15 protein-coding genes are annotated in these 16839 nt (G+C 73.8%); 8 read left to right on the top strand and 7 right to left on the bottom strand.

Annotated elements, in window-relative coordinates; all coding sequences use genetic code 11:
- Nucleotides 1–24: 24 nt before the first annotated feature.
- Nucleotides 25–3492 carry an AfsR/SARP family transcriptional regulator gene (locus ACWC91_RS11015; RefSeq protein ID WP_450725877.1) on the bottom strand — a complete coding sequence of 1156 codons (3468 nt, stop codon included), beginning with the start codon at nucleotides 3490–3492 and terminating at the stop codon, nucleotides 25–27.
- A gap of 153 nt (nucleotides 3493–3645) precedes the next feature.
- Here ACWC91_RS11015 and ACWC91_RS11010 point away from each other — a divergent pair, with 153 nt between their 5' ends.
- Nucleotides 3646–4455, top strand: a complete 810-nt coding sequence (locus ACWC91_RS11010; RefSeq protein WP_225074415.1) for a site-2 protease family protein — start codon at nucleotides 3646–3648, stop codon at nucleotides 4453–4455.
- On the opposite strand, the gene ACWC91_RS11005 is transcribed toward ACWC91_RS11010, so the two are convergent.
- Together ACWC91_RS11005 and npdG are read right to left on the bottom strand one after the other, a co-directional pair.
- Nucleotides 4445–4657, bottom strand: a complete 213-nt coding sequence (locus ACWC91_RS11005; RefSeq protein ID WP_141361450.1) for a hypothetical protein — start codon at nucleotides 4655–4657, stop codon at nucleotides 4445–4447. The genes ACWC91_RS11010 and ACWC91_RS11005 overlap by 11 nt on opposite strands.
- Before the next feature lie 87 nt (nucleotides 4658–4744).
- The gene (npdG, locus tag ACWC91_RS11000) at nucleotides 4745–5449 is read right to left on the bottom strand and encodes an NADPH-dependent F420 reductase (RefSeq protein WP_141361448.1); all 705 of its coding nucleotides are present in this window, start codon (nucleotides 5447–5449) and stop codon (nucleotides 4745–4747) included.
- 106 nt (nucleotides 5450–5555) lie between these two features.
- On the opposite strand from npdG, the gene ACWC91_RS10995 reads away from it, so the two are divergent.
- Entirely contained in the window at nucleotides 5556–6155 is a 600-nt protein-coding gene (locus tag ACWC91_RS10995; protein WP_225074416.1) for a hypothetical protein, read from the top strand.
- Between the two features lie 56 nt (nucleotides 6156–6211).
- The gene (locus ACWC91_RS10990; protein WP_281156233.1) at nucleotides 6212–7549 is read left to right on the top strand and encodes an MFS transporter; all 1338 of its coding nucleotides are present in this window, start codon (nucleotides 6212–6214) and stop codon (nucleotides 7547–7549) included.
- Between the two features lie 47 nt (nucleotides 7550–7596).
- Here the strand turns inward: ACWC91_RS10990 and ACWC91_RS10985 are convergent, their stop codons facing one another.
- Nucleotides 7597–7836: a hypothetical protein gene (locus ACWC91_RS10985; protein ID WP_141361442.1), complete on the bottom strand. Its 240-nt coding sequence runs from the start codon at nucleotides 7834–7836 to the stop codon at nucleotides 7597–7599.
- Nucleotides 7837–7894: 58 nt separating this feature from the next.
- On the opposite strand from ACWC91_RS10985, the gene map reads away from it, so the two are divergent.
- Both map and ACWC91_RS10975 read left to right on the top strand, forming a co-directional pair.
- Nucleotides 7895–8752, top strand: coding sequence for a type I methionyl aminopeptidase (gene map / locus ACWC91_RS10980; protein ID WP_225074418.1), 858 nt, complete (start codon nucleotides 7895–7897; stop codon nucleotides 8750–8752).
- A 157-nt stretch (nucleotides 8753–8909) separates the two neighbouring features.
- Nucleotides 8910–9557 (top strand): biliverdin-producing heme oxygenase, encoded by a 648-nt coding sequence (locus ACWC91_RS10975; RefSeq protein WP_225074419.1) that lies wholly within the window; start codon nucleotides 8910–8912, stop codon nucleotides 9555–9557.
- A 101-nt stretch (nucleotides 9558–9658) separates the two neighbouring features.
- Here the strand turns inward: ACWC91_RS10975 and ACWC91_RS10970 are convergent, their stop codons facing one another.
- The 3 genes from ACWC91_RS10970 to ACWC91_RS10960 form a co-directional block, all read right to left on the bottom strand.
- Nucleotides 9659–10303: a PhzF family phenazine biosynthesis protein gene (locus tag ACWC91_RS10970; protein WP_225074420.1), complete on the bottom strand. Its 645-nt coding sequence runs from the start codon at nucleotides 10301–10303 to the stop codon at nucleotides 9659–9661.
- A gap of 64 nt (nucleotides 10304–10367) precedes the next feature.
- Nucleotides 10368–12026, bottom strand: a complete 1659-nt coding sequence (locus ACWC91_RS10965) for an HtaA domain-containing protein (protein WP_450725875.1) — start codon at nucleotides 12024–12026, stop codon at nucleotides 10368–10370.
- Nucleotides 12027–12136: 110 nt separating this feature from the next.
- Entirely contained in the window at nucleotides 12137–13669 is a 1533-nt protein-coding gene (locus tag ACWC91_RS10960; protein ID WP_450643017.1) for an HtaA domain-containing protein, read from the bottom strand.
- Between the two features lie 112 nt (nucleotides 13670–13781).
- On the opposite strand from ACWC91_RS10960, the gene ACWC91_RS10955 reads away from it, so the two are divergent.
- From ACWC91_RS10955 to ACWC91_RS10945, 3 genes are read left to right on the top strand one after another with little or no spacing between them, the layout of a single operon-like run.
- Nucleotides 13782–14795, top strand: coding sequence for a heme/hemin ABC transporter substrate-binding protein (locus ACWC91_RS10955; RefSeq protein ID WP_450643016.1), 1014 nt, complete (start codon nucleotides 13782–13784; stop codon nucleotides 14793–14795).
- Complete coding sequence (locus ACWC91_RS10950) at nucleotides 14792–15886, top strand: FecCD family ABC transporter permease (protein ID WP_450643014.1); 1095 nt, start codon at nucleotides 14792–14794, stop codon at nucleotides 15884–15886. The genes ACWC91_RS10955 and ACWC91_RS10950 overlap by 4 nt, the downstream gene beginning before the upstream one ends.
- Complete coding sequence (locus ACWC91_RS10945; RefSeq protein WP_450643013.1) at nucleotides 15883–16707, top strand: heme ABC transporter ATP-binding protein; 825 nt, start codon at nucleotides 15883–15885, stop codon at nucleotides 16705–16707. Before ACWC91_RS10950 ends, ACWC91_RS10945 begins: the two co-directional genes overlap by 4 nt.
- Nucleotides 16708–16839 lie beyond the last annotated feature (132 nt).

The following is a 16839-nucleotide window of genomic DNA, read 5'->3' as shown; positions in this document are numbered from 1 at the left end:
CGCACGGCTGCGCGCCGGTGCGGCTCAGATCAGGGCGGCGGCCTCCTGCGGGGACAGGCCGCCGCCCTCCGCGTACGCGGCCTGGTACGCCTCCTCGCCGAGCAGCGCCCGTGTGCGCCCGACGACCTCGTCGTAGACATGGCGTTCCAGGGACGAGGGGACGTGGCGGGGCGGCAGCAGGGCGTCGGCGGCGCCGACGCAGCGGGCGGCGTCCCGGGCCCGGCGTCCGCCGTCCACGCCGGCCAGGGCCGTGGCACCGATGGTCAGGTACGCCGAGCGCATATGGGGCGCGATGGCCTGGGACAGCGGGTTCTGGGCCTGCTCCAGCGCCCGGCGGGACTTGTCGAGGGCGTTCTCGTAGTCGCCGTCGGCCGCGTCCAGCCAGGCCTCCGCACCGAGGATGAAGGCGTCGAAGACGACAAAGTGCGCGATGCCGAACTCCTCGCGCAGCAGGAGCAGTTGCTCGCGCGCCTCGGAGATGCGGCCGGCCATGCCCAGCCAGCCCGCGAGGTAGAGCCGGGCGGCGGGCATGGCGTCGTTGTGGCCGTTGCGGCTCTGCTCGATGACCTCGCGCAGCAGCCGTTCGCCCTGTTCGGCGTCGCCCGCCTCCATCAGCACGCTGCCCAGGCGGGCGTTGAGGACGGCGACCTGGGCGGGGGCGCCGAGGCGTTCGGCGTGCTCGATGGCCGCCCGGTAGTCGGCGGCGGCCGGCAGGTAGGCGCCGGTGCGCTCCAGGGCCTCCGCGCGCGCGGAGAGCGCCTCGGCGGTGCCCCAGGAGTCCCCGAGGCGGCGGAAGATCTCCAGCGACTCTTCGGCGTCCCGGCCCGCGTCCCCGGCCCAGTCGGTGCGGTTGGCCAGCAGGTTGGCGCGCCACTGGAGGGCGTGGGCCAGCTCCCACTCGAACCCCGGGGTCTCGCGGCAGGTGCGTACGGCGGCGTCGGTGACCTCGCGCAGGCGTTCCACGTCGCCGGTCAGCATCACCGCGAACATCCAGAGCATGCCGGGGCTGCGGCAGATCTGCGGCTGGCCGGGCTGGTAGACCTCGGCGATGAGCCGCAGTTTCCGTTTCGCCTCGGGCGACTCCCAGGCCTCCAACTCGGTGTCCATACAGGAGAGATGGATAAGGTGCAGGCCCCGGCGGGCCTCGGCGAGGACCTCGCCCGTCATCGGGGGCGGGGCGTCCGTGCACCGCTGCCAGACCGGTGCGGCGCGCCGGACCGGCTCGGTGAAGGGGTCGGGGCCGAGCGCCATGATCTCGCCGCACCAGTTGCGGGCCTCGATGCGCATGTCGCGCATCTGCCAGTAGCCGGCGAGCGAGAGGAGCAGGCACAGGGCCTCCTGCTCGTCGCGTACGGCGACGGCGTGGCGCAGGGCGGTGCGCAGGTTCTCGTACTCCAGCTCGAACCTGGCGATGGCCGCCTGTTGTCCGGAGCCGCGCAGCAACGGGTCGGTGGTGCGGGCCAGTTCGCGGTAGTACGTCAGGTGGGCGCGCCCGGTCTCGGTGCGGCCTCCGGCCTCGTCGAGCCGTTCCCCCGCGTACTCGGCGACGGTCTCCAGCAGCCGGTAGCGCATCCCGCCGTCGGCCGCGGGGGTGGCCACCACGAGGGACTTGTCGACGAGGGAGGCGAGGGCGTCGAAGGCGGCGGGGCCGCACACGGCCTCGGCGGCGGCGAGGTCGCAGCCGCCGGCGAAGACGGACAGCCGGCTCAGGACGTTCCGCTCCTCGGCGTCGAGCAGGTCCCAGGACCAGTCGACGACGGCCCGCAGGGTCTGCTGGCGGGGCAGGACGGTTCGGCTGCCGGAGGTGAGCAGGCGGAAGCGGTCGTCGAGCCGGTCGGCGATCTGCCGTGGGGCCAGCATCCGCAGCCGGGCGGCGGCGAGTTCGATGGCGAGCGGCAGCCCGTCCAGGCGCAGGCAGATCTCGGCGCAGGCGTCCGCGGTGTCCTGGTCGGCGTCGGGGCGGAACCCGGGCCGTACGGCGGCCCCGCGGTCGGCGAGCAGCCGCAGCGCGACCGGCTCGGGCAGCGGCTCGACCGGCCGCAGCACCTCGCCGGGTATGCCCAGGGGTTCCCGGCTGGTGGCGAGGACGGTGAGCTGGGGGCAGCGGGCGAGCAGCTCCTCGACGAGGCGGGCGGCCGCGTCGACGACGTGCTCGCAGTTGTCGAGCAGGAGCAGCATGCGGCGCCGGGCGCAGTGCTCCACCAGCCGGTCGACGGGGTCGTCGTGCCGCTCGGCGACCACGGCTCGCATCTCCTCGGCCCCGGCGCCGTACAGCACGGTCTCGCGGGCGCCGACGGCCGTGAGCACGGCCTCGGGCACGGCCTCGGCGTCGTCGACGGGGGCGAGTTCGGCCAGCCACACCCCGTCCCGCGGCACCGGCCGCAGGGCCTCGGCGGCCTCCTGCGACAGCCGGGTCTTCCCGGCGCCGCCCGGCCCGAGCAGCGTCACGAGACGCGCGGCCCCGAGGTCGGCCCGGATCGTCTCGATGTCGGCCTCGCGGCCCACGAAGGAGGTGAGCCGGGCGCGAAGGTTGCTCGGGGGGGAGGTGACCGTCACGGGGGCCACGGCGGGGTCCGCCTGCTCGCCCCCGGCGCCGGCCGGGACGCCGGCGGCGGGCCCGGCGAGGGGTGCCGTCGCGGGGGCGGCGGTGTTCTCGGCGGCGCGCGGCCCCGACACCGTGCCGGAACCGGGCGCGGCGGCCCGCGTCCCGGTGCCCGCGGCCGGGGCGGGTGCCTGCCGCGGCCCCCCGGCGGGGCGCGGCCCGTACGGCCGCAGCAGTTCCCCGTGCAGGGTGCGCAGTTCCGGCCCCGGGTCGGAGCCGAGGCGGTCGGCCAGCAGACGGCGTACGTCCTCGTAGGCGGCCAGGGCCTCCGCGGTGCGGCCCGCGTCGCGCAGGGCGCGCAGGCGGAGGGTCTGGAGGGGTTCGTCCAAGGGGCGGGTGTCGCACAGGGCGGTCAGCTCGGGCAGGCTCTGCTCGGCATACCCGAGGGCGAGGGCGGCGGTGAGGCGGGCGCGGCGCACGTCCAGGTGACGGGTGTTCCAGCGGGCCGCCTCGGCGGTGCGGTCGGGCAGATCGGCGAGGGCGGGGCCGCGCCACAGCGCGAGGGCGTCGTCGAGGACGACGGCCGCCTTCGCGGGGTCGCCGTCGCCCAGCGCGCGCAGGCCCTCCCCGGCCAGCCGCTCGAAGCGGTGCAGGTCGACCTCGTCGGCGGCGGCGGCGAGCCGGTAGCCGCCCTCCGCGGAGGCCACCGCGTCCGCGCCGAGCGTCCGGCGCAGCCGCCCGACCAGGGCCTGGAGCGCGCCCGTGGCGTCGGCGGGCGGTTCGTCGTCCCACACCTCGTCGACGAGGACGCGCACCGGGACCGTACGGCCGGGCCGCAGGGCGAGCACGGTCAGCAGGGCACGCAGCCGCGCCCCGCCGACCGGGACGGCGGTGCCGTCGGGGCGGAGCGCCTGGGTGGTGCCGAGGATGCGATAGCGCACGGGGTCCATTGTCTCCGGTGGTGTCACGGCCGGTCACGGGATTTCCGCGGCGCGGCGCCCGGTAGGTCCCGGAACCCGGGACCCGGGGCGGGACGTTCTCCCCGTGTGCCCGGTACGGTCGGGCTCGCCGGACGAACCGTACGAGCACAGGAGCCGTCCCCCATGACGTCCGTCACCACCCGCCACGGCGACCGCCGGGTCAGCCCCGTCTTCCTCGGCATCCTGGCCGTCACCGCGGTCGCGGGCTGGGCCGCCTGGACCGGACTCCACCCGATTCCGGCCCGCCCGGGCCTGTCCGTGTTCCTGTTCGTGACCGCGGCCTGGATCGTCTCGCTGTGCCTGCACGAGTACGCGCACGCGCGCACCGCGCTGCACAGCGGTGACGTCACGGTCGGCGCCAAGGGCTACCTGACGCTGAATCCGCTGAAGTACACGCACGCCGTGCTGAGCATCCTGCTTCCGCTCCTGTTCCTGGTCATGGGCGGGATCGGACTGCCCGGCGGCGCCGTGTTCATCGAGCGCGGCCGGATCCGGGGCCGCTGGCGGCACAGCCTGGTCTCGGCGGCGGGACCGCTGACGAACGCGCTGTTCGCGGTGGTGTGCACGGCCCCGTTCTGGCTCGGCGCGCTGGACGGCGTGCCCGGCGAGTTCCGGTTCGCTCTGGCCTTCCTCGCGCTGCTCCAGGTGACGGCGGCGATCCTGAACTCCCTGCCGGTCCCGGGCCTGGACGGCTACGGCGTGATCGAGCCCTGGCTGTCGCCCGGCGTCAAGCGCCAGGTGCAGTCGATCGCGCCGTTCGGCGTGCTGCTGGTCTTCGCGCTGCTGTTCCTGCCGTCGGTCGGGAGCGCCTTCTTCGACATGATCCACGCGATCCTGCGTCACCTCGGCGTCGGGTACCTGGACCAGGCCTGCGGCTGGGACCTGTACCGCTTCTGGGACGGCCCCAGCGCGCTGTGCACGGTCAGCCGGTGACGGAGCGGTCCTGCCCCGTCCGGCCGCGGCGGGCGTAGTACCAGGTCATGTTGGACGACAGCCCGGCCAGCAGGATCCACACCACCCCGAGCCAGCTGCCCTGGACGAAGGAGACCACGGCCGCGGCCACCGCGAGCACGCAGACGATCAGGGCGTAGAGGGCGAGTCGCCGGGCCGGGCCGGACGGGGGCGAGGGCTGCATGGCGGTCGGCTCCTGTCGGGGGACACTGCTTCGGGCATGGCGGAGGCCTCCGTGCGGAAGCGTCCGGCAACAGTGTCCCCCATCGGCTCATACGTCCGTGATGCGGAGTCCCGCGTGCGCCTTGTAGCGGCGGTTGACCGAGATCAGGTTCGCGACCAGCGACTCCACCTGGTGGGCGTTGCGCAGCCGCCCGGCGAAGACGCCCCGCATGCCGGGGATGCGGCCGGCCAGCGCCTGGACGGTCTCCACGTCGGCGCGCTCCTCGCCGAGGACCATCACGTCGGTGTCGATCCGCTCGATCCCGGAGTCCTGGAGGAGGACCGCCGACAGGTGGTGGAAGGCCGCCGTCACCCGTGAGTCCGGCAGCAGGGCCGCGGCCTGCTCGGCGGCACTGCCCTCCTCCGGCTTGAGGGCGTAGGCGCCCTTCTTGTCGAAGCCGAGCGGGTTGACGCAGTCCACAACGAGCTTGCCGGCCAGTTCCTCGCGCAGGGCCTGGAGGGTCTTGCCGTGGCCCTCCCACGGCACGGCGACGATCACGATGTCGCTGCGGCGCGCGGTCTCCGCGTTGTCGGCGCCCTCGACGCCGTACCCGGTCTCCTCGGCCGCCGCCCGGGCCCGCTCGGCGGCACGCGAGCCGATGATCACCTTCTGCCCGGCGCGGGCGAGCCGGTAGGCCAGGCCCTTGCCCTGCGGACCGGTTCCCCCGAGCACGCCCACGACCAGCCCGGAGACGTCGGGGAGGTCCCAGGGGTCCTTGGCGGGGGCCTTGTGTGCACTGTCGCTAGAGGTCATGCGCCGACTCTACGTCCGCGGCCCCGCTGCCGCCGGGTCCCCCGGAAGGGCGAAGACGGACCGAAGTCCGCGCCGGCCGCGCCCGTTTGCGGCAGGATGCCCGCGTATGGACGCCGTACGGGTCACGCTGCTGCGCGAGGTGCTCGCCGGAACGGAGTGGCTGGGGGCCACCCGGCGGTTCGCGGGGGTGCTGCGGGGGTCCGTCGTGTCGCACGGGGGCGGGCTGCTGCTCGTGGGCACACCGGAGGACGAGCCCTGGCACCTGGCGGCACATCTGGTGGACGAGGCCGCCTGGTCGGGCACCCCGGAGCTGGCCCCGACGCTCGTCCGGCACGCCCCGCGCCCCGCGGACCGGGAGCACCTGGCCGTGGGGCTGGGGCGGCTGGCGGCGGCCCGGCGCGGCGAGACGCTGCTCGTGGTGGCCCCGGAGGAGCCCGCCCCGCTCCTGGAGCGCGTGCACGAGGCCCGGCGGGCCGGAGCGACGGTGCTGGCCCTGGGCTCCGGCGGGGGCGAGCTGGAGGCGATGGCCCACGAGACGCTGGCGGTGCCGCCGGGGGCCGAGCTGGACCTGGACACCGTGCAGCACCTGGTGAGCGCGGCGGCCGGGGAGAACGCGCTGCCGGCCCCGCGCGGCCGCCGCCGCTTCCGGGACCGCCTGTCGCGGCTGACGGACCTCCTGACTGCACCTCCGCCACCGCGCTGGTAGCCGCGCCCGGGAAAATCGGTTGCCGCCGGCCCTCCCCCTGCCGACGATGGCCCCTCGTGACCGAGGACTCCCCCGCCCCTGCCCCCGAGATCTCCGGTGCCTCCGGTGGCTCCGGCCTGCGGGCCGTGCTCCCCGACCTCGCCCCCTGGAAGGCCTCGCGCGACTTCCGGCGGCTGTGGGTGTCGGGCCTGGTCACGAACTTCGGCAGTTTCCTGACCTTCGTCGCGCTGCCGGTGCAGCTGAAGGAGCTGACCGGTTCGGCCGCGGCGGTGGGCGCGCTCGGAGCCGTGGAGCTGGTACCGCTGATCGTGTTCGGGCTGTACGGCGGGGCGCTCGCGGACGCGCTGGACAAGCGCCGGCTGATCCTGTGGACCGAGGTCGGGCAGGGGCTGCTCAGCGCGGCGCTGCTGGCCGGAGCGCTGCTGCCGCACCCGGCCGTCTGGCCGCTGTACGTGATTGCCGCCCTCTGTGCCGCCCTGACCTCCGTGCAGCGGCCCGCGCTGGACTCGCTGTGGCCGCGGATCGTGGCCCACGAGCACCTCACGGCGGCGACCGCGCTCAACTCCCTGCGCTGGACGGTCGGCGGGGTGGCGGGCCCGGCCGCGGCGGGCGTGGTGGTCGCGTACGCGGGCCTGTCCTGGGCGTACGCCGCGGACGTGCTGACGTTCGCGGTCTCGGTCGTCCTGGTGGTGCGCATCGCCGCCCAGCCGGCCACCCACGAGGCCGCGAAGCCGTCCCTGCGGACCATCGCCGAGGGCGCCCGGTACGCCTGGGGCCGCAAGGAGCTCCTGGGTACGTACGTGGTCGATCTGGCCGCGATGTTCCTGGCGATGCCGCTGGCCGTGCTGCCCTTCCTCGCGGACGAGCTGGACGCGCGGTGGGCGCTGGGGTTGATGTACGCCGCCGTGCCGCTCGGTTCGCTGCTGGTGAGTCTGACCAGCGGCTGGACCTCTCGGGTGCACCGGCACGGGCGGATGGTGGTGCTGGCGGCGCTGCTGTGGGGTCTGGCGGTGGCCGCCGCCGGCGCCGTGGGCAATGTGTGGCTGGTGCTGCTGTTCCTGACCGTGGCCGGCGGCTGCGACATGGTCAGCGGGGTGTTCCGGGGCGCCATGTGGAACCAGACGATCCCGGACGCGCTGCGCGGCCGGCTCGCCGGGATCGAGCTGCTGTCCTACTCGGCGGGCCCGCAGCTCGGGCAGGTCCGCTCGGGCTCCTTCGCCGCGTGGTGGGGCGTACGGGCGTCGGTGTGGTCGGGCGGGCTGCTGTGCGCGGGCGCGGTGGGGCTGCTGGCGCTGTGCCTGCCGGGGCTGATGCGGTACGACGCCCGGACGAACGAGCACGCGGTGCGGTCGCGCGAGGACCGCGCGGCCGCCGCCGTGCGCGCGGCCGCGTGATCGCTGTGAGCGGTGTGATCGATGTGATCACGCGTCCTCGGGCCTGATCAGCCCCCGCTGCCCTCCTCGGTGCCGCCCGCCGGCGCGTCGTGCCAGCGGGGGTCGTTCTCCCACTGGAGGTTGCGTTCCCGGGCGGTGTCCATCGCGTGCTGGGCCTCCTCGCGGGAGGCGTACGGGCCGAACCGGTCCTTGGCGGGGCACTCGGGCCCCTCCTCGACCTTCTTGTGCTCCAGGCAGTAGTACCACTCGCCCGGCTTTCCGGCGGTCCGCTTCTTGAACAGGGCCATGACCAGCTCCTCTCGCCACGGACATGTTCCCCCATCGCCCCCGGATAGACTCGCCGACATGTCTGGCCAGTCGTTGCTCGTCCCCGGGGAGCTGTCCCCGCCCCGTTCCGTGCCCGGAAACATCCGCCGCCCCGAGTACGTCGGCAGGCCGGCGCCGAAGCCGTACGCCGGGCCGGAGGTGCAGACGCCTCAGACCGTCGAGGCGATGCGGATCGCCGGGCGGATCGCCGCGCGGGCGATGGAGGAGGCGGCCCGGCACATCGCGCCCGGCGTCACCACGGACGAACTGGACCGGGTGGCGCACGAGTTCATGTGCGACCACGGCGCCTATCCGTCCACGCTCGGCTACCGCGGCTTCCCCAAGTCGCTGTGCGCCTCCGTCAACGAGGTCATCTGCCACGGCATCCCGGACTCGACCGTGCTGCGGGACGGCGACATCGTCAACCTGGACGTGACGGCGTACATCGGCGGGGTGCACGGGGACAACAACGCGACGTACCTCGTGGGTGACGTGGACGAGGAGAGCCGCCTGCTGGTGGAGCGCACCCGCGAGGCCCTCAACCGCGCGATCAAGGCGGTCCGCCCCGGACGGCAGATCAACGTCATCGGCCGGGTCATCGAGTCGTACGCCAAGCGGTTCGGCTACGGCGTGGTCCGGGACTTCACCGGTCACGGCATCAACACGTCGTTCCACTCCGGGCTGATCGTCCCGCACTACGACAGCCCGCATGCCACGACGCTCATCCAGCCCGGGATGACCTTCACGATCGAGCCGATGCTGACGCTGGGCACGTACGAGTACGACGTCTGGGACGACGGCTGGACGGTCGTCACCAAGGACCGCAGGCGCACCGCCCAGTTCGAGCACACGCTGGTGGTGACGGAGACGGGGACGGAGATCCTCACGCTGCCGTAGTGAGGCCGCACCGCGCCCACGTGGCCCGCTCCCTTCGGGGGCGGGCCTTTCCTTATCTCCTCTCTGTCCGTTTGGTCGGAATTCGGGGTAAGGTTTTCCCGACAGGGTGTCGGTAAACCCATTGACTTAGGCAAGCCTTACCTTAGAGGATGGCCTCATGGATTCCTTCTCGACACTCATCCGCACCGCCTCCCACGAGCAGCACACGGAGGCGGAGACCTCGACCTTCATGAGTGATCTGCTCGGCGGCGGGCTCGGCGTGGAGGCGTACGCGCGGTACACCGAACAGCTCTGGTTCGTGTACGCGGCACTGGAGGACGGGGCCGAACGGCTGGCGTCGGATCCGGTGGCGGGCCCGTTCATCCGGCCCGAGCTGTTCCGGCTGGCCGCGCTGGAGCGGGACCTGACGCATCTGCGCGGTGCCTCCTGGCGCTCGGGACTGAGCGCGCTGCCCGCGACCGAGGCGTACGCGGCACGGGTGCGCGAGTGCGCCGAGCAGTGGCCGGCCGGCTACATCGCCCACCACTACACCCGTTACCTCGGCGACCTCTCCGGCGGCCAGATCATCCGGGACAAGGCGGAGAAGACGTGGGGTTTCACGAAGAAGGGTGACGGCGTCCGCTTCTACGTCTTCGAGGGGATCCCCAACCCGGCCGCCTTCAAGCGTGGTTACCGCGAACTCCTGGACACCGTCGACGCCGACGACCTGGAGAAGCAGCGCATCGTGACCGAGTGCAAGCGGGCGTTCACCTTGAACACGGCGGTCTTCCACGCGCTGGGCGAGGAGTTCCCCCTCTCGGCGTGACCGGCCCACCACTGTGGATCAACCGGAACGCTCCCCCACCCGTACGGCCAACGGGCCGACCGCCTGCGCGGTGGCCCGATGCGCCCGGGGCTGACAGCGTTTCAGCGTTCCAGGACCACGCGGCCCCCGACCTCCACCCAGCCGCCCGGTTGGGGGGCCGTGAGGAGTTGGGAGCCCGTGCCCTGGATGATGTTGAGGGCTCGGCCCAGTTGGGCCGTGAGGAGCAGGGCCGCCGCGCCTGTTGCCTCGTCTTCTTCGATCCCGTCGTCGCGGCCGGGGAAGGCGCGGGCTCGGATGCGGCCGGCGGCCTCGTCCTCCCAGGACCAGGCGTAGATCCACTCGCCGGGTGGCGGTACGGGCAGGTCGTCGACCTCGGCGGCGGTGGCGTACTGGCGCAGGGTGCGTGGCGGCGCCCACTCGGGGCGGGCCTCGATCCAGGTGAACTCGCCGTCCAGGCGGGTGCCCACGGTCCCGGCGGGGGTCACCAGTTCCGGCACGTCAAGGAGCCAGGCCACCCCCACGCAGGGGTGGCCCGCGAACGGCAGGCGCAGGGTGGGGGTGAAGATGTCGATGACGCCGCGCTCGGGGTCGTCGACGAACACCGTCTCGCTGAAGCCGAGTTTGGCGGCCAGTTCCTGGCGGTCGTCCCGGTCCGGAACGCGCGAGCCGTCGCGGACGACACCGAGTTCGTTGCCGTAGCCGCCGCGCGGCCCGCTGAAGACGCGCAGCACGTCGTAGTCAGTCACCCGGGCATTGAAGCACCGCGGCGGCGGTGCCGTCCGAACGGGACGGTACCGCCGCCGACGCGGATCAGGCCTGCGTGTCGCGCCGCCTGCGCAGAGCGTAGAGCACGCCCGCGCCCGCCGCCACGGTCGCCGCGGCGGCCGCGCCCAGGGCGCCGACCGGGACGTTGGAGCCGGTCGCGGCCATGCTGCCGCCGATGCCGCCGGTGGTGGAGCCGGTGCCGCCGGTCGTCGAACCGGTACCGCCGATGCCGCCCGTGCCGCCCGTGCCGCCCGTGCCGCCGGAGGTTCCGGTGCCGCCCGTGCCGGAGCCGCCGCCCGACGTGCCGTTGCCGGAGGGGAGTTCGGCGCCCTTGGTGAGGGCGACGGACAGGTTCACCGGGTCGAGCGCGGCGCCCTTGTCGTAGAAGCCGCCGAACGCCTTGGCGCCGGCCTCCGTCAGCGTCGCTGTCACGTCGTTCACGGTGATGACGTCGTTCTTGGCGGCGAGCTTGATGGAGGCGCCCTTCAGGTCGGCCAGGACCACGTTCGGCGACTTCTCGCCGAGGCTGGTGACATCGGCGGTCAGCTTGCCGGACCCGCCGTCGAGAGCGGCCCGGACATTGTCGAGGGTGAGGTCGAGCCCGTAGCCGCCGCCCTCGCCCTGGTGGCCCGTGAAGTTCACCGAGCCCTTGAACGCGGCGGAGAGGGTGCCGGCCTCGGTGTCGTAGGTGCCGGTGGCGTCGGCGAAGGTGAAGGCGCCGTTGCCGGACGCCTGCGAGGCGCCGTCCGACGCCGTGATCAGGCCCTTGGCCACCGGGCCGACGACGTAGCCGCGGAAGGACTCCTTCACACCCCAGGTCAGCCTGCCGTCCGCTATGTCGCCCTTGGAGGGAGCGGGAGCGGTGGACGCGGACGGGGAGGTGGACGCCGTGGGCTTGGCGCTCTGGGAGGCCGAGTCGCTGGGCTTCGGAGACGACGGGTTGCCGGTCTCCGACTCGCTCGGCGAAGCCGGCGAGGCGGGCGAGGACGTCGGCTCGGGCGAGGACGTCGGCTCGGGCGAGGACGTCGGCTCGGGCGAGGACGTCGGCTCGGGCGAGGACGTCGGCTCGGGCGAGGTGGTCTCCGACTCGCTGGGCGACGGGCTCGGGGACGTCGTGCCCTGCTTCTTCACCACCGACAGCGGGTCGCCCGCCGCGCCCGCGTAGGAGGGGCTGCCGAGGAAGGTGCCGGCCTCGGTGGTGAGGGTGGTGTCCAGGCCGCTCATGTCCGAGCCGGCCGGGGCCGCGACCTTGGCGAACGGCACGTCCTGCTGGGTCGGCCCGCCGTCGGCGGTCAGGTCGGCGGTGAGGACGCCCGTGGCGCTGTCGTACTGGAAGTCGCTGAGCACCCGCTTGAACCCGTGCACCGGCGACTCGGCGACGAGGGTGCCCTTGAAGGCCAGGTGCAGCGTGTGGTTGGTGCTGTCGTAGGTGCCCTGGCCGTCGGTGAAGGTGAAGACGCCGTTGCCGTCGGCCTGGGAGGCGCCGTCGGTGACGGTGAACGTGCCCTTGGTGTACGGGCCGGTGACGTAGTTGCGGTACGACTCCTTGATGCCCCAGCTCAGTTCGTAGCCGGTCAGGGGCACGGAGGCCGCGGCGGCACCGGGGGCCGTGGCCAGGGCGGCGGCGCCCAGCGCGGTGGCCGTGGCCACGGCGGCGGCGAACATCACCGGCCGTCTGCGGGCGCGGGTGGCGGTGGCGGACATGACGGTTCTCCTCGTGACGGGGTCCGCCTGTGGGGCGGCGGAGGGAATCAGGACGTGGGGGGTTGAGGGGAGGGGCTTGGGGCCCGGCCGGCCGAGACGGCCGGGCAGGGTCACGACCCGGCGGACCGCTCCTCGCCGGCACCGGAGTCGGAGCCGGAGTCGGTCTCGGAACCGGAGCCGGAGGCCTCGGCACCGGAGTCCGCCGCCGTACCGGAACCCTCGGCGGGCGCGGCGGACGCCGTACGGTTCCTGCGGCGGTAGAGCGCCGCCCCGCCGAGTGCCACCACCAGCGCACCTGCCGCGCCGAGCGCGACCGGCAGGACCGGAGTGCCGTCGTCGCCGGTGGCCGCGACCGGCTCGGCCGAGGGGGCGGGGGCGGCCGTCGTGGGTGCGGGCGAGGCGGTTCCGGTGACCGCGCTGCCCAGGTCGGGCAGGGCGGGCAGCTCGGCGGTGCCGGTGAGGGCGACGGCCAGGGACACCGGGTCCATCGCGGTGCCCGCCGGGTACATCCCACCGAACGCCTCGGCGCCACGGGCTGTCAGCTCGGCCGGTGCCTCGGTCACCTTCGCCAGGCCGTCGCGGGCGGTCAGGCCCTTGGCCGCGAAGGTGACCAGGGGGACCCTCTTGCCGGTCAGGCGGTCGCTCGCCACGTCTGCGTAGAGCGCGCCCGTTCCCTTGGCGACGGTGACGCGGACGGCGCTCAGTTCCAGGTCCAGGCCGTGCGCGCCGGTGAAGCGCACGATGCCCTTGAAGGTGGCGTCGAGTGCGCCCTCGTCGTACGTGCCCCGGCCGGAGGGGAAGCGGAAGAGGGCGCCGCCGTCCTGGGCCCCGCCGGTCAGGGTCCACTTGCCGCGGGCGATGTCGCCGGTGACGTACTCGCGGAAGGTGCGGCGCACACCCCAGTCGACGGCGCCGTTCACGAGCGTCCGGCGCGAAGTCGTCTCCTTCTGCGCGGACTTGGACGCGGACGGGGTGGGCGTGGGCGACGGGGCCGCCGCCTTCGCGGCCGGGCGTACGTCCGCCGCGAGGCTCACCGGGTCCAGCGGGGTCCCGGCCGTGTAGTAGCCGGCGAAGGACCGGGCGCCCTGGGTGGTGAGGGTGGCGGGCAGGTTGTTGAGGACGACGGCGTCGCCGCCCCTCATGTCGATGCCGCCGAGGGAGAGGGTGGCGAAGGGCACCTGCGCGGAGGTCGTGACCCTCCCGGTGTCCTTCGCCTTGCTGACGACGTCCAGGTAGAGGGTGCCGACGGAGCCGTTGATGCTCACGGTGGGACGGCTGAGCGTGAGGTCCAGCTGATACCCGCCGTTCGCCGCCTGATGTCCGACGAAGCGGACCCCGCCAAAGAAGGCCGCGCGGAACGCGCCCGTGGCGCCGTCGTAGGAGCCGCTCGCCGAGTGGAAGCGGAAGGTGCTGCCGCCGACGGTCGCGGCTCCGCCGGTCAGGAGGAAACTCCCCTTGGCCACGGGCCCGGTGACATAGCTCTGGAAGGAGGACTTGATGCCCCAGTCCAGTCGGCCGCCCTGGACGGTACGGCTCTCCGCGTGCGCGGCGGCGGCAGGCAGCAGGACCGCCGACAGCGCCGCGGCGAGCACGGCGAGAACCGTGAACGACGCAGTGACCAGAGCGCGAAGACGCGCGGGCATGGGGAACCTCCCGATCCACAACCGGTGGCGAACGAAGGTAAGGCTAACCTAAGCTGTGCCGGTCAGATGCTGGCAGTACCCCCCGAAAGGAACGGACGGAACCGTGCGACGCTTGCGCACAACACTGGCGGGAGCACTGGTGTCCGTGCTCGCCCTCACTCTGACCGCTACGGGTTGTTCCGGCTCCAGACCCTCCGGCACGGACCAGGGAGCCGCGGCCGGGACGGCGGCCGCCGCCGTCGGCAACCGCCTCGAACCCCTGGCCGGAACACCCTCACCCCGGCTGCCCGTCACGGTCCGCTCCGCCGACGCCGAGGAGGTGACCGTCGAGAAGGCGCGCAGGATCGTCCCGTTGTCCGGAAGCCTCAGCGAGATCGTGTTCACGCTGGGGCTCGGCGACCGGGTCGTCGCCCGTGACATCACCGCCACCTTCCAGCAGGCTGCGGAACTGCCGGTGGTGACACGCAATCACGACGTGTCCGCCGAGAGCGTCCTGTCCCTCGCCCCGGACCTGGTGCTGGCCGAGACCACCAGCGGGCCGGTGGAGGCCATGGACCAGATCCGCGCCGCGGGCGTCCCCGTCCTCGTGGTGAAGCCGGCCGCGGGCCTCGCCGACGTGGGAGCGCGCATCCGGGCGGTCGCCGACGCGCTCGGCGTCCCGGCCGCGGGCCAGGAGCTGACCAAGCGCTCCCAGGACCGGATCGACGCCGTCCGCGAGGCGATCCCGGCGCACGCCGACCACCCCCGCGTCGCCTTCCTGTACCTGCGCGGCTCGGCCTCGGTCTATCTCATCGGCGGCGCCGGGTCCGGTGCGACCTCGCTCATCGAGGCGGCCGGCGGGATCGACGCGGGCGCCGGCTCGGGGCTGACGAAGGACTTCACCGCCATCACCACCGAGGCGCTGGCGAAGGCCGCGCCGGACGCGATCCTCGTGATGAGCAAGGGCCTCGAATCCGTCGGCGGCCTCGACGGGCTGGTCAAGATCCCGGGCATCGCCCAGACACCGGCCGGCATGGAGCGCCGGGTCGTGTCGGTCGAGGACGGCGTACTGCTCAACTACGGCCCGCGCACGGACCAGGTGCTGCGCTCGATCGTCGACCAGCTGTACGCGGGCGGCGCCCGGTGACGGCGCTGGACGACAAGCCCGTACGACCCCTCCGGGCGGCGCCCGCGCCGGCCGGCCGGAAGCGGCGCGGCACGTCCTGGTTCCTGACGGGTGCTCTGGTGCTCGGTCTGCTCGTGCTGGTGCCCCTCGCCGCCGGGACCGGCGCGTACCCGGTGCCGACCGGTGAGGTGCTCTCCTCCGTGCTGCACCGGATCGGGCTCGGCGGCAGCGGTCTCGACCGGGTCGCGGAGTCGGTGCTGTGGAACGTGCGCTTCCCGCGCATCGTCCTTGCCCTGCTCGTGGGCGCCTCGCTGGGCTGCGCGGGCGCGCTGATGCAGGGAGTGTTCGGCAATCCGCTGGCCGAGCCGGGCGTCATCGGGGTCTCCTCGGGCGCGGCGGTCGGCGCCGTCGCCGCGATCGCCCTCGGTCTTGACTTCCTCGGCACCTGGACGGTCCCGGTGGCCGCCTTCGTCGCGGGTCTGGGCACGGTTCTGCCGGTGTACGCCATGGCGCGCTCGGGCGGCCGTACGGAGGTGGTGACGCTGATCCTCACCGGGATCGCGGTGAACGCCTTCGCGGGCGCCCTGATCGGGCTGTTCCTGTTCTTCGCGGACTCCGCCGCGGTCAACCAGATCACCTTCTGGCAGCTCGGCTCGCTCTCCCAGGCCACCTGGCCGAAGGTCATGGCCGTCCTGCCGTGCGCGGTGCTCGGACTGGGCGTCGCGCCGCTGTACGCGCGCCGTCTGGACCTGCTCTCGCTCGGCGAGGGTCCGGCCCGGCACCTGGGCGTGGACGTGGAGCGGCTGCGCGTCGTGCTGGTGCTGGTCATCGCCCTGCTGACCGCGGCGGCCGTCAGTGTCTCCGGCATCATCGGCTTCGTCGGCCTGGTCGTACCGCATCTGCTGCGGATGGCGGCCGGGCCCGGGCACCGCTTCCTGGTGCCGGGTAGCGCCCTGCTCGGCGCGCTCGTCCTGCTCGCCGCGGACCTGGCCGCCCGCACCGTCGCCGCACCCGCCGAGCTTCCGCTCGGCGTGCTCACCGCACTGGTCGGCAGCCCGTTCTTCTTCTGGCTGCTGCGCCGCACCCGCCGCAGGCAAGGAGGCTGGGCATGAGACTGCCGAGGATCCGACCGGTTCCCCCCGCCGCGGCCCGGGCCGGTGACGTGCTCGCCGAGACGGAGGCGCTGCATGTGCGCCGGGGCGCCCGCGAGGTGCTCGACGGCGTCGACGTCGCGGTCCGCGCCGGTGAGGTGCTGGCCCTGGTGGGCCCCAACGGCGCCGGGAAGTCGACCCTGTTGGGCGTGCTCGCCGCCGATCTCCCGCCCACCCGGGGCGTGGTGCGCGTCCACGGCCGCCCGGCCCACGAGTGGTCCGCGCCCGAACTCGCGCTGCGCCGCGCCGTGCTGCCGCAGTCGGCGGCGCTCTCCTTCCCCTTCGCCGTCGAGGAAGTCGTACGGATGGGCCGTGCCCCGCACGCGTCCTCGGCCTCCCCGGACGAGGACGAGCGGATCGTGGCCGAGGCGATGGCCGCCACCGAGGTGACCGCGTTCGCCGCGCGCCCGTTCCCGGCGCTCAGCGGCGGCGAGCGGGCCCGGGTCGCGCTCGCCCGGGTGCTGGCCCAGCGGGCACCGCTGCTGCTGCTCGACGAGCCGACCGCCGCGCTCGACCTGAAGCACCAGGAGATGGTGCTTCGGCTGTGCCGGGAAAGGGCGCACGCCGGGGACGCGGTCGTCGTGGTGCTGCACGATCTGGGACTGGCCGCCGCGTACGCGCACCGGGTCGCGATCCTGTGCGCCGGTCGTGTCGTGGCCGACGGACCGCCCGCCGAGGTCTTCTCCGAGGCACTGCTCTCCCGGGTCTACGACCAGGGGGTCGAAGTACTGCCGCACCCGCGTACGGGCGCGGTCCTGGTGACCCCCAGACGAAGCCTTTGACTCGACCTTGACCACCCCTTTGCCCGTTCTTGACATATTCGCGATCAGTTCGTTCCCGTGCGCCGATCATGAGACAGGAATCACGGTCCGCACGGGTAGGAACCAGGTAAGCCTCGGTTAAGTTAGGCAAGC

Source organism: Streptomyces sp. NPDC001204 (genome assembly GCF_053598035.1).
The sequence above is the reverse complement of the archived record's forward strand: the minus strand, read 5'-3'. Positions and strand labels throughout refer to the sequence as shown.

Bases quoted from the DNA above. Each gene is read 5' to 3' on its own strand.
- ACWC91_RS11015 (WP_450725877.1), bottom strand. From the start codon at position 3,492: ATGGACCCCGTGCGCTATCGCATCCTCGGCACCACCCAGGCGCTCCGC.
- ACWC91_RS10975 (WP_225074419.1), top strand. From the start codon at position 8,910: ATGGATTCCTTCTCGACACTCATCCGCACCGCCTCCCACGAGCAGCAC.
- ACWC91_RS10960 (WP_450643017.1), bottom strand. From the start codon at position 13,669: ATGCCCGCGCGTCTTCGCGCTCTGGTCACTGCGTCGTTCACGGTTCTC.
- map (WP_225074418.1), top strand. From the start codon at position 7,895: ATGTCTGGCCAGTCGTTGCTCGTCCCCGGGGAGCTGTCCCCGCCCCGT.
- ACWC91_RS10995 (WP_225074416.1), top strand. From the start codon at position 5,556: ATGGACGCCGTACGGGTCACGCTGCTGCGCGAGGTGCTCGCCGGAACG.
- ACWC91_RS10965 (WP_450725875.1), bottom strand. From the start codon at position 12,026: ATGTCCGCCACCGCCACCCGCGCCCGCAGACGGCCGGTGATGTTCGCC.
- npdG (WP_141361448.1), bottom strand. From the start codon at position 5,449: ATGACCTCTAGCGACAGTGCACACAAGGCCCCCGCCAAGGACCCCTGG.
- ACWC91_RS11010 (WP_225074415.1), top strand. From the start codon at position 3,646: ATGACGTCCGTCACCACCCGCCACGGCGACCGCCGGGTCAGCCCCGTC.
- ACWC91_RS11005 (WP_141361450.1), bottom strand. From the start codon at position 4,657: ATGCAGCCCTCGCCCCCGTCCGGCCCGGCCCGGCGACTCGCCCTCTAC.
- ACWC91_RS10945 (WP_450643013.1), top strand. From the start codon at position 15,883: ATGAGACTGCCGAGGATCCGACCGGTTCCCCCCGCCGCGGCCCGGGCC.
- ACWC91_RS10985 (WP_141361442.1), bottom strand. From the start codon at position 7,836: ATGGCCCTGTTCAAGAAGCGGACCGCCGGAAAGCCGGGCGAGTGGTAC.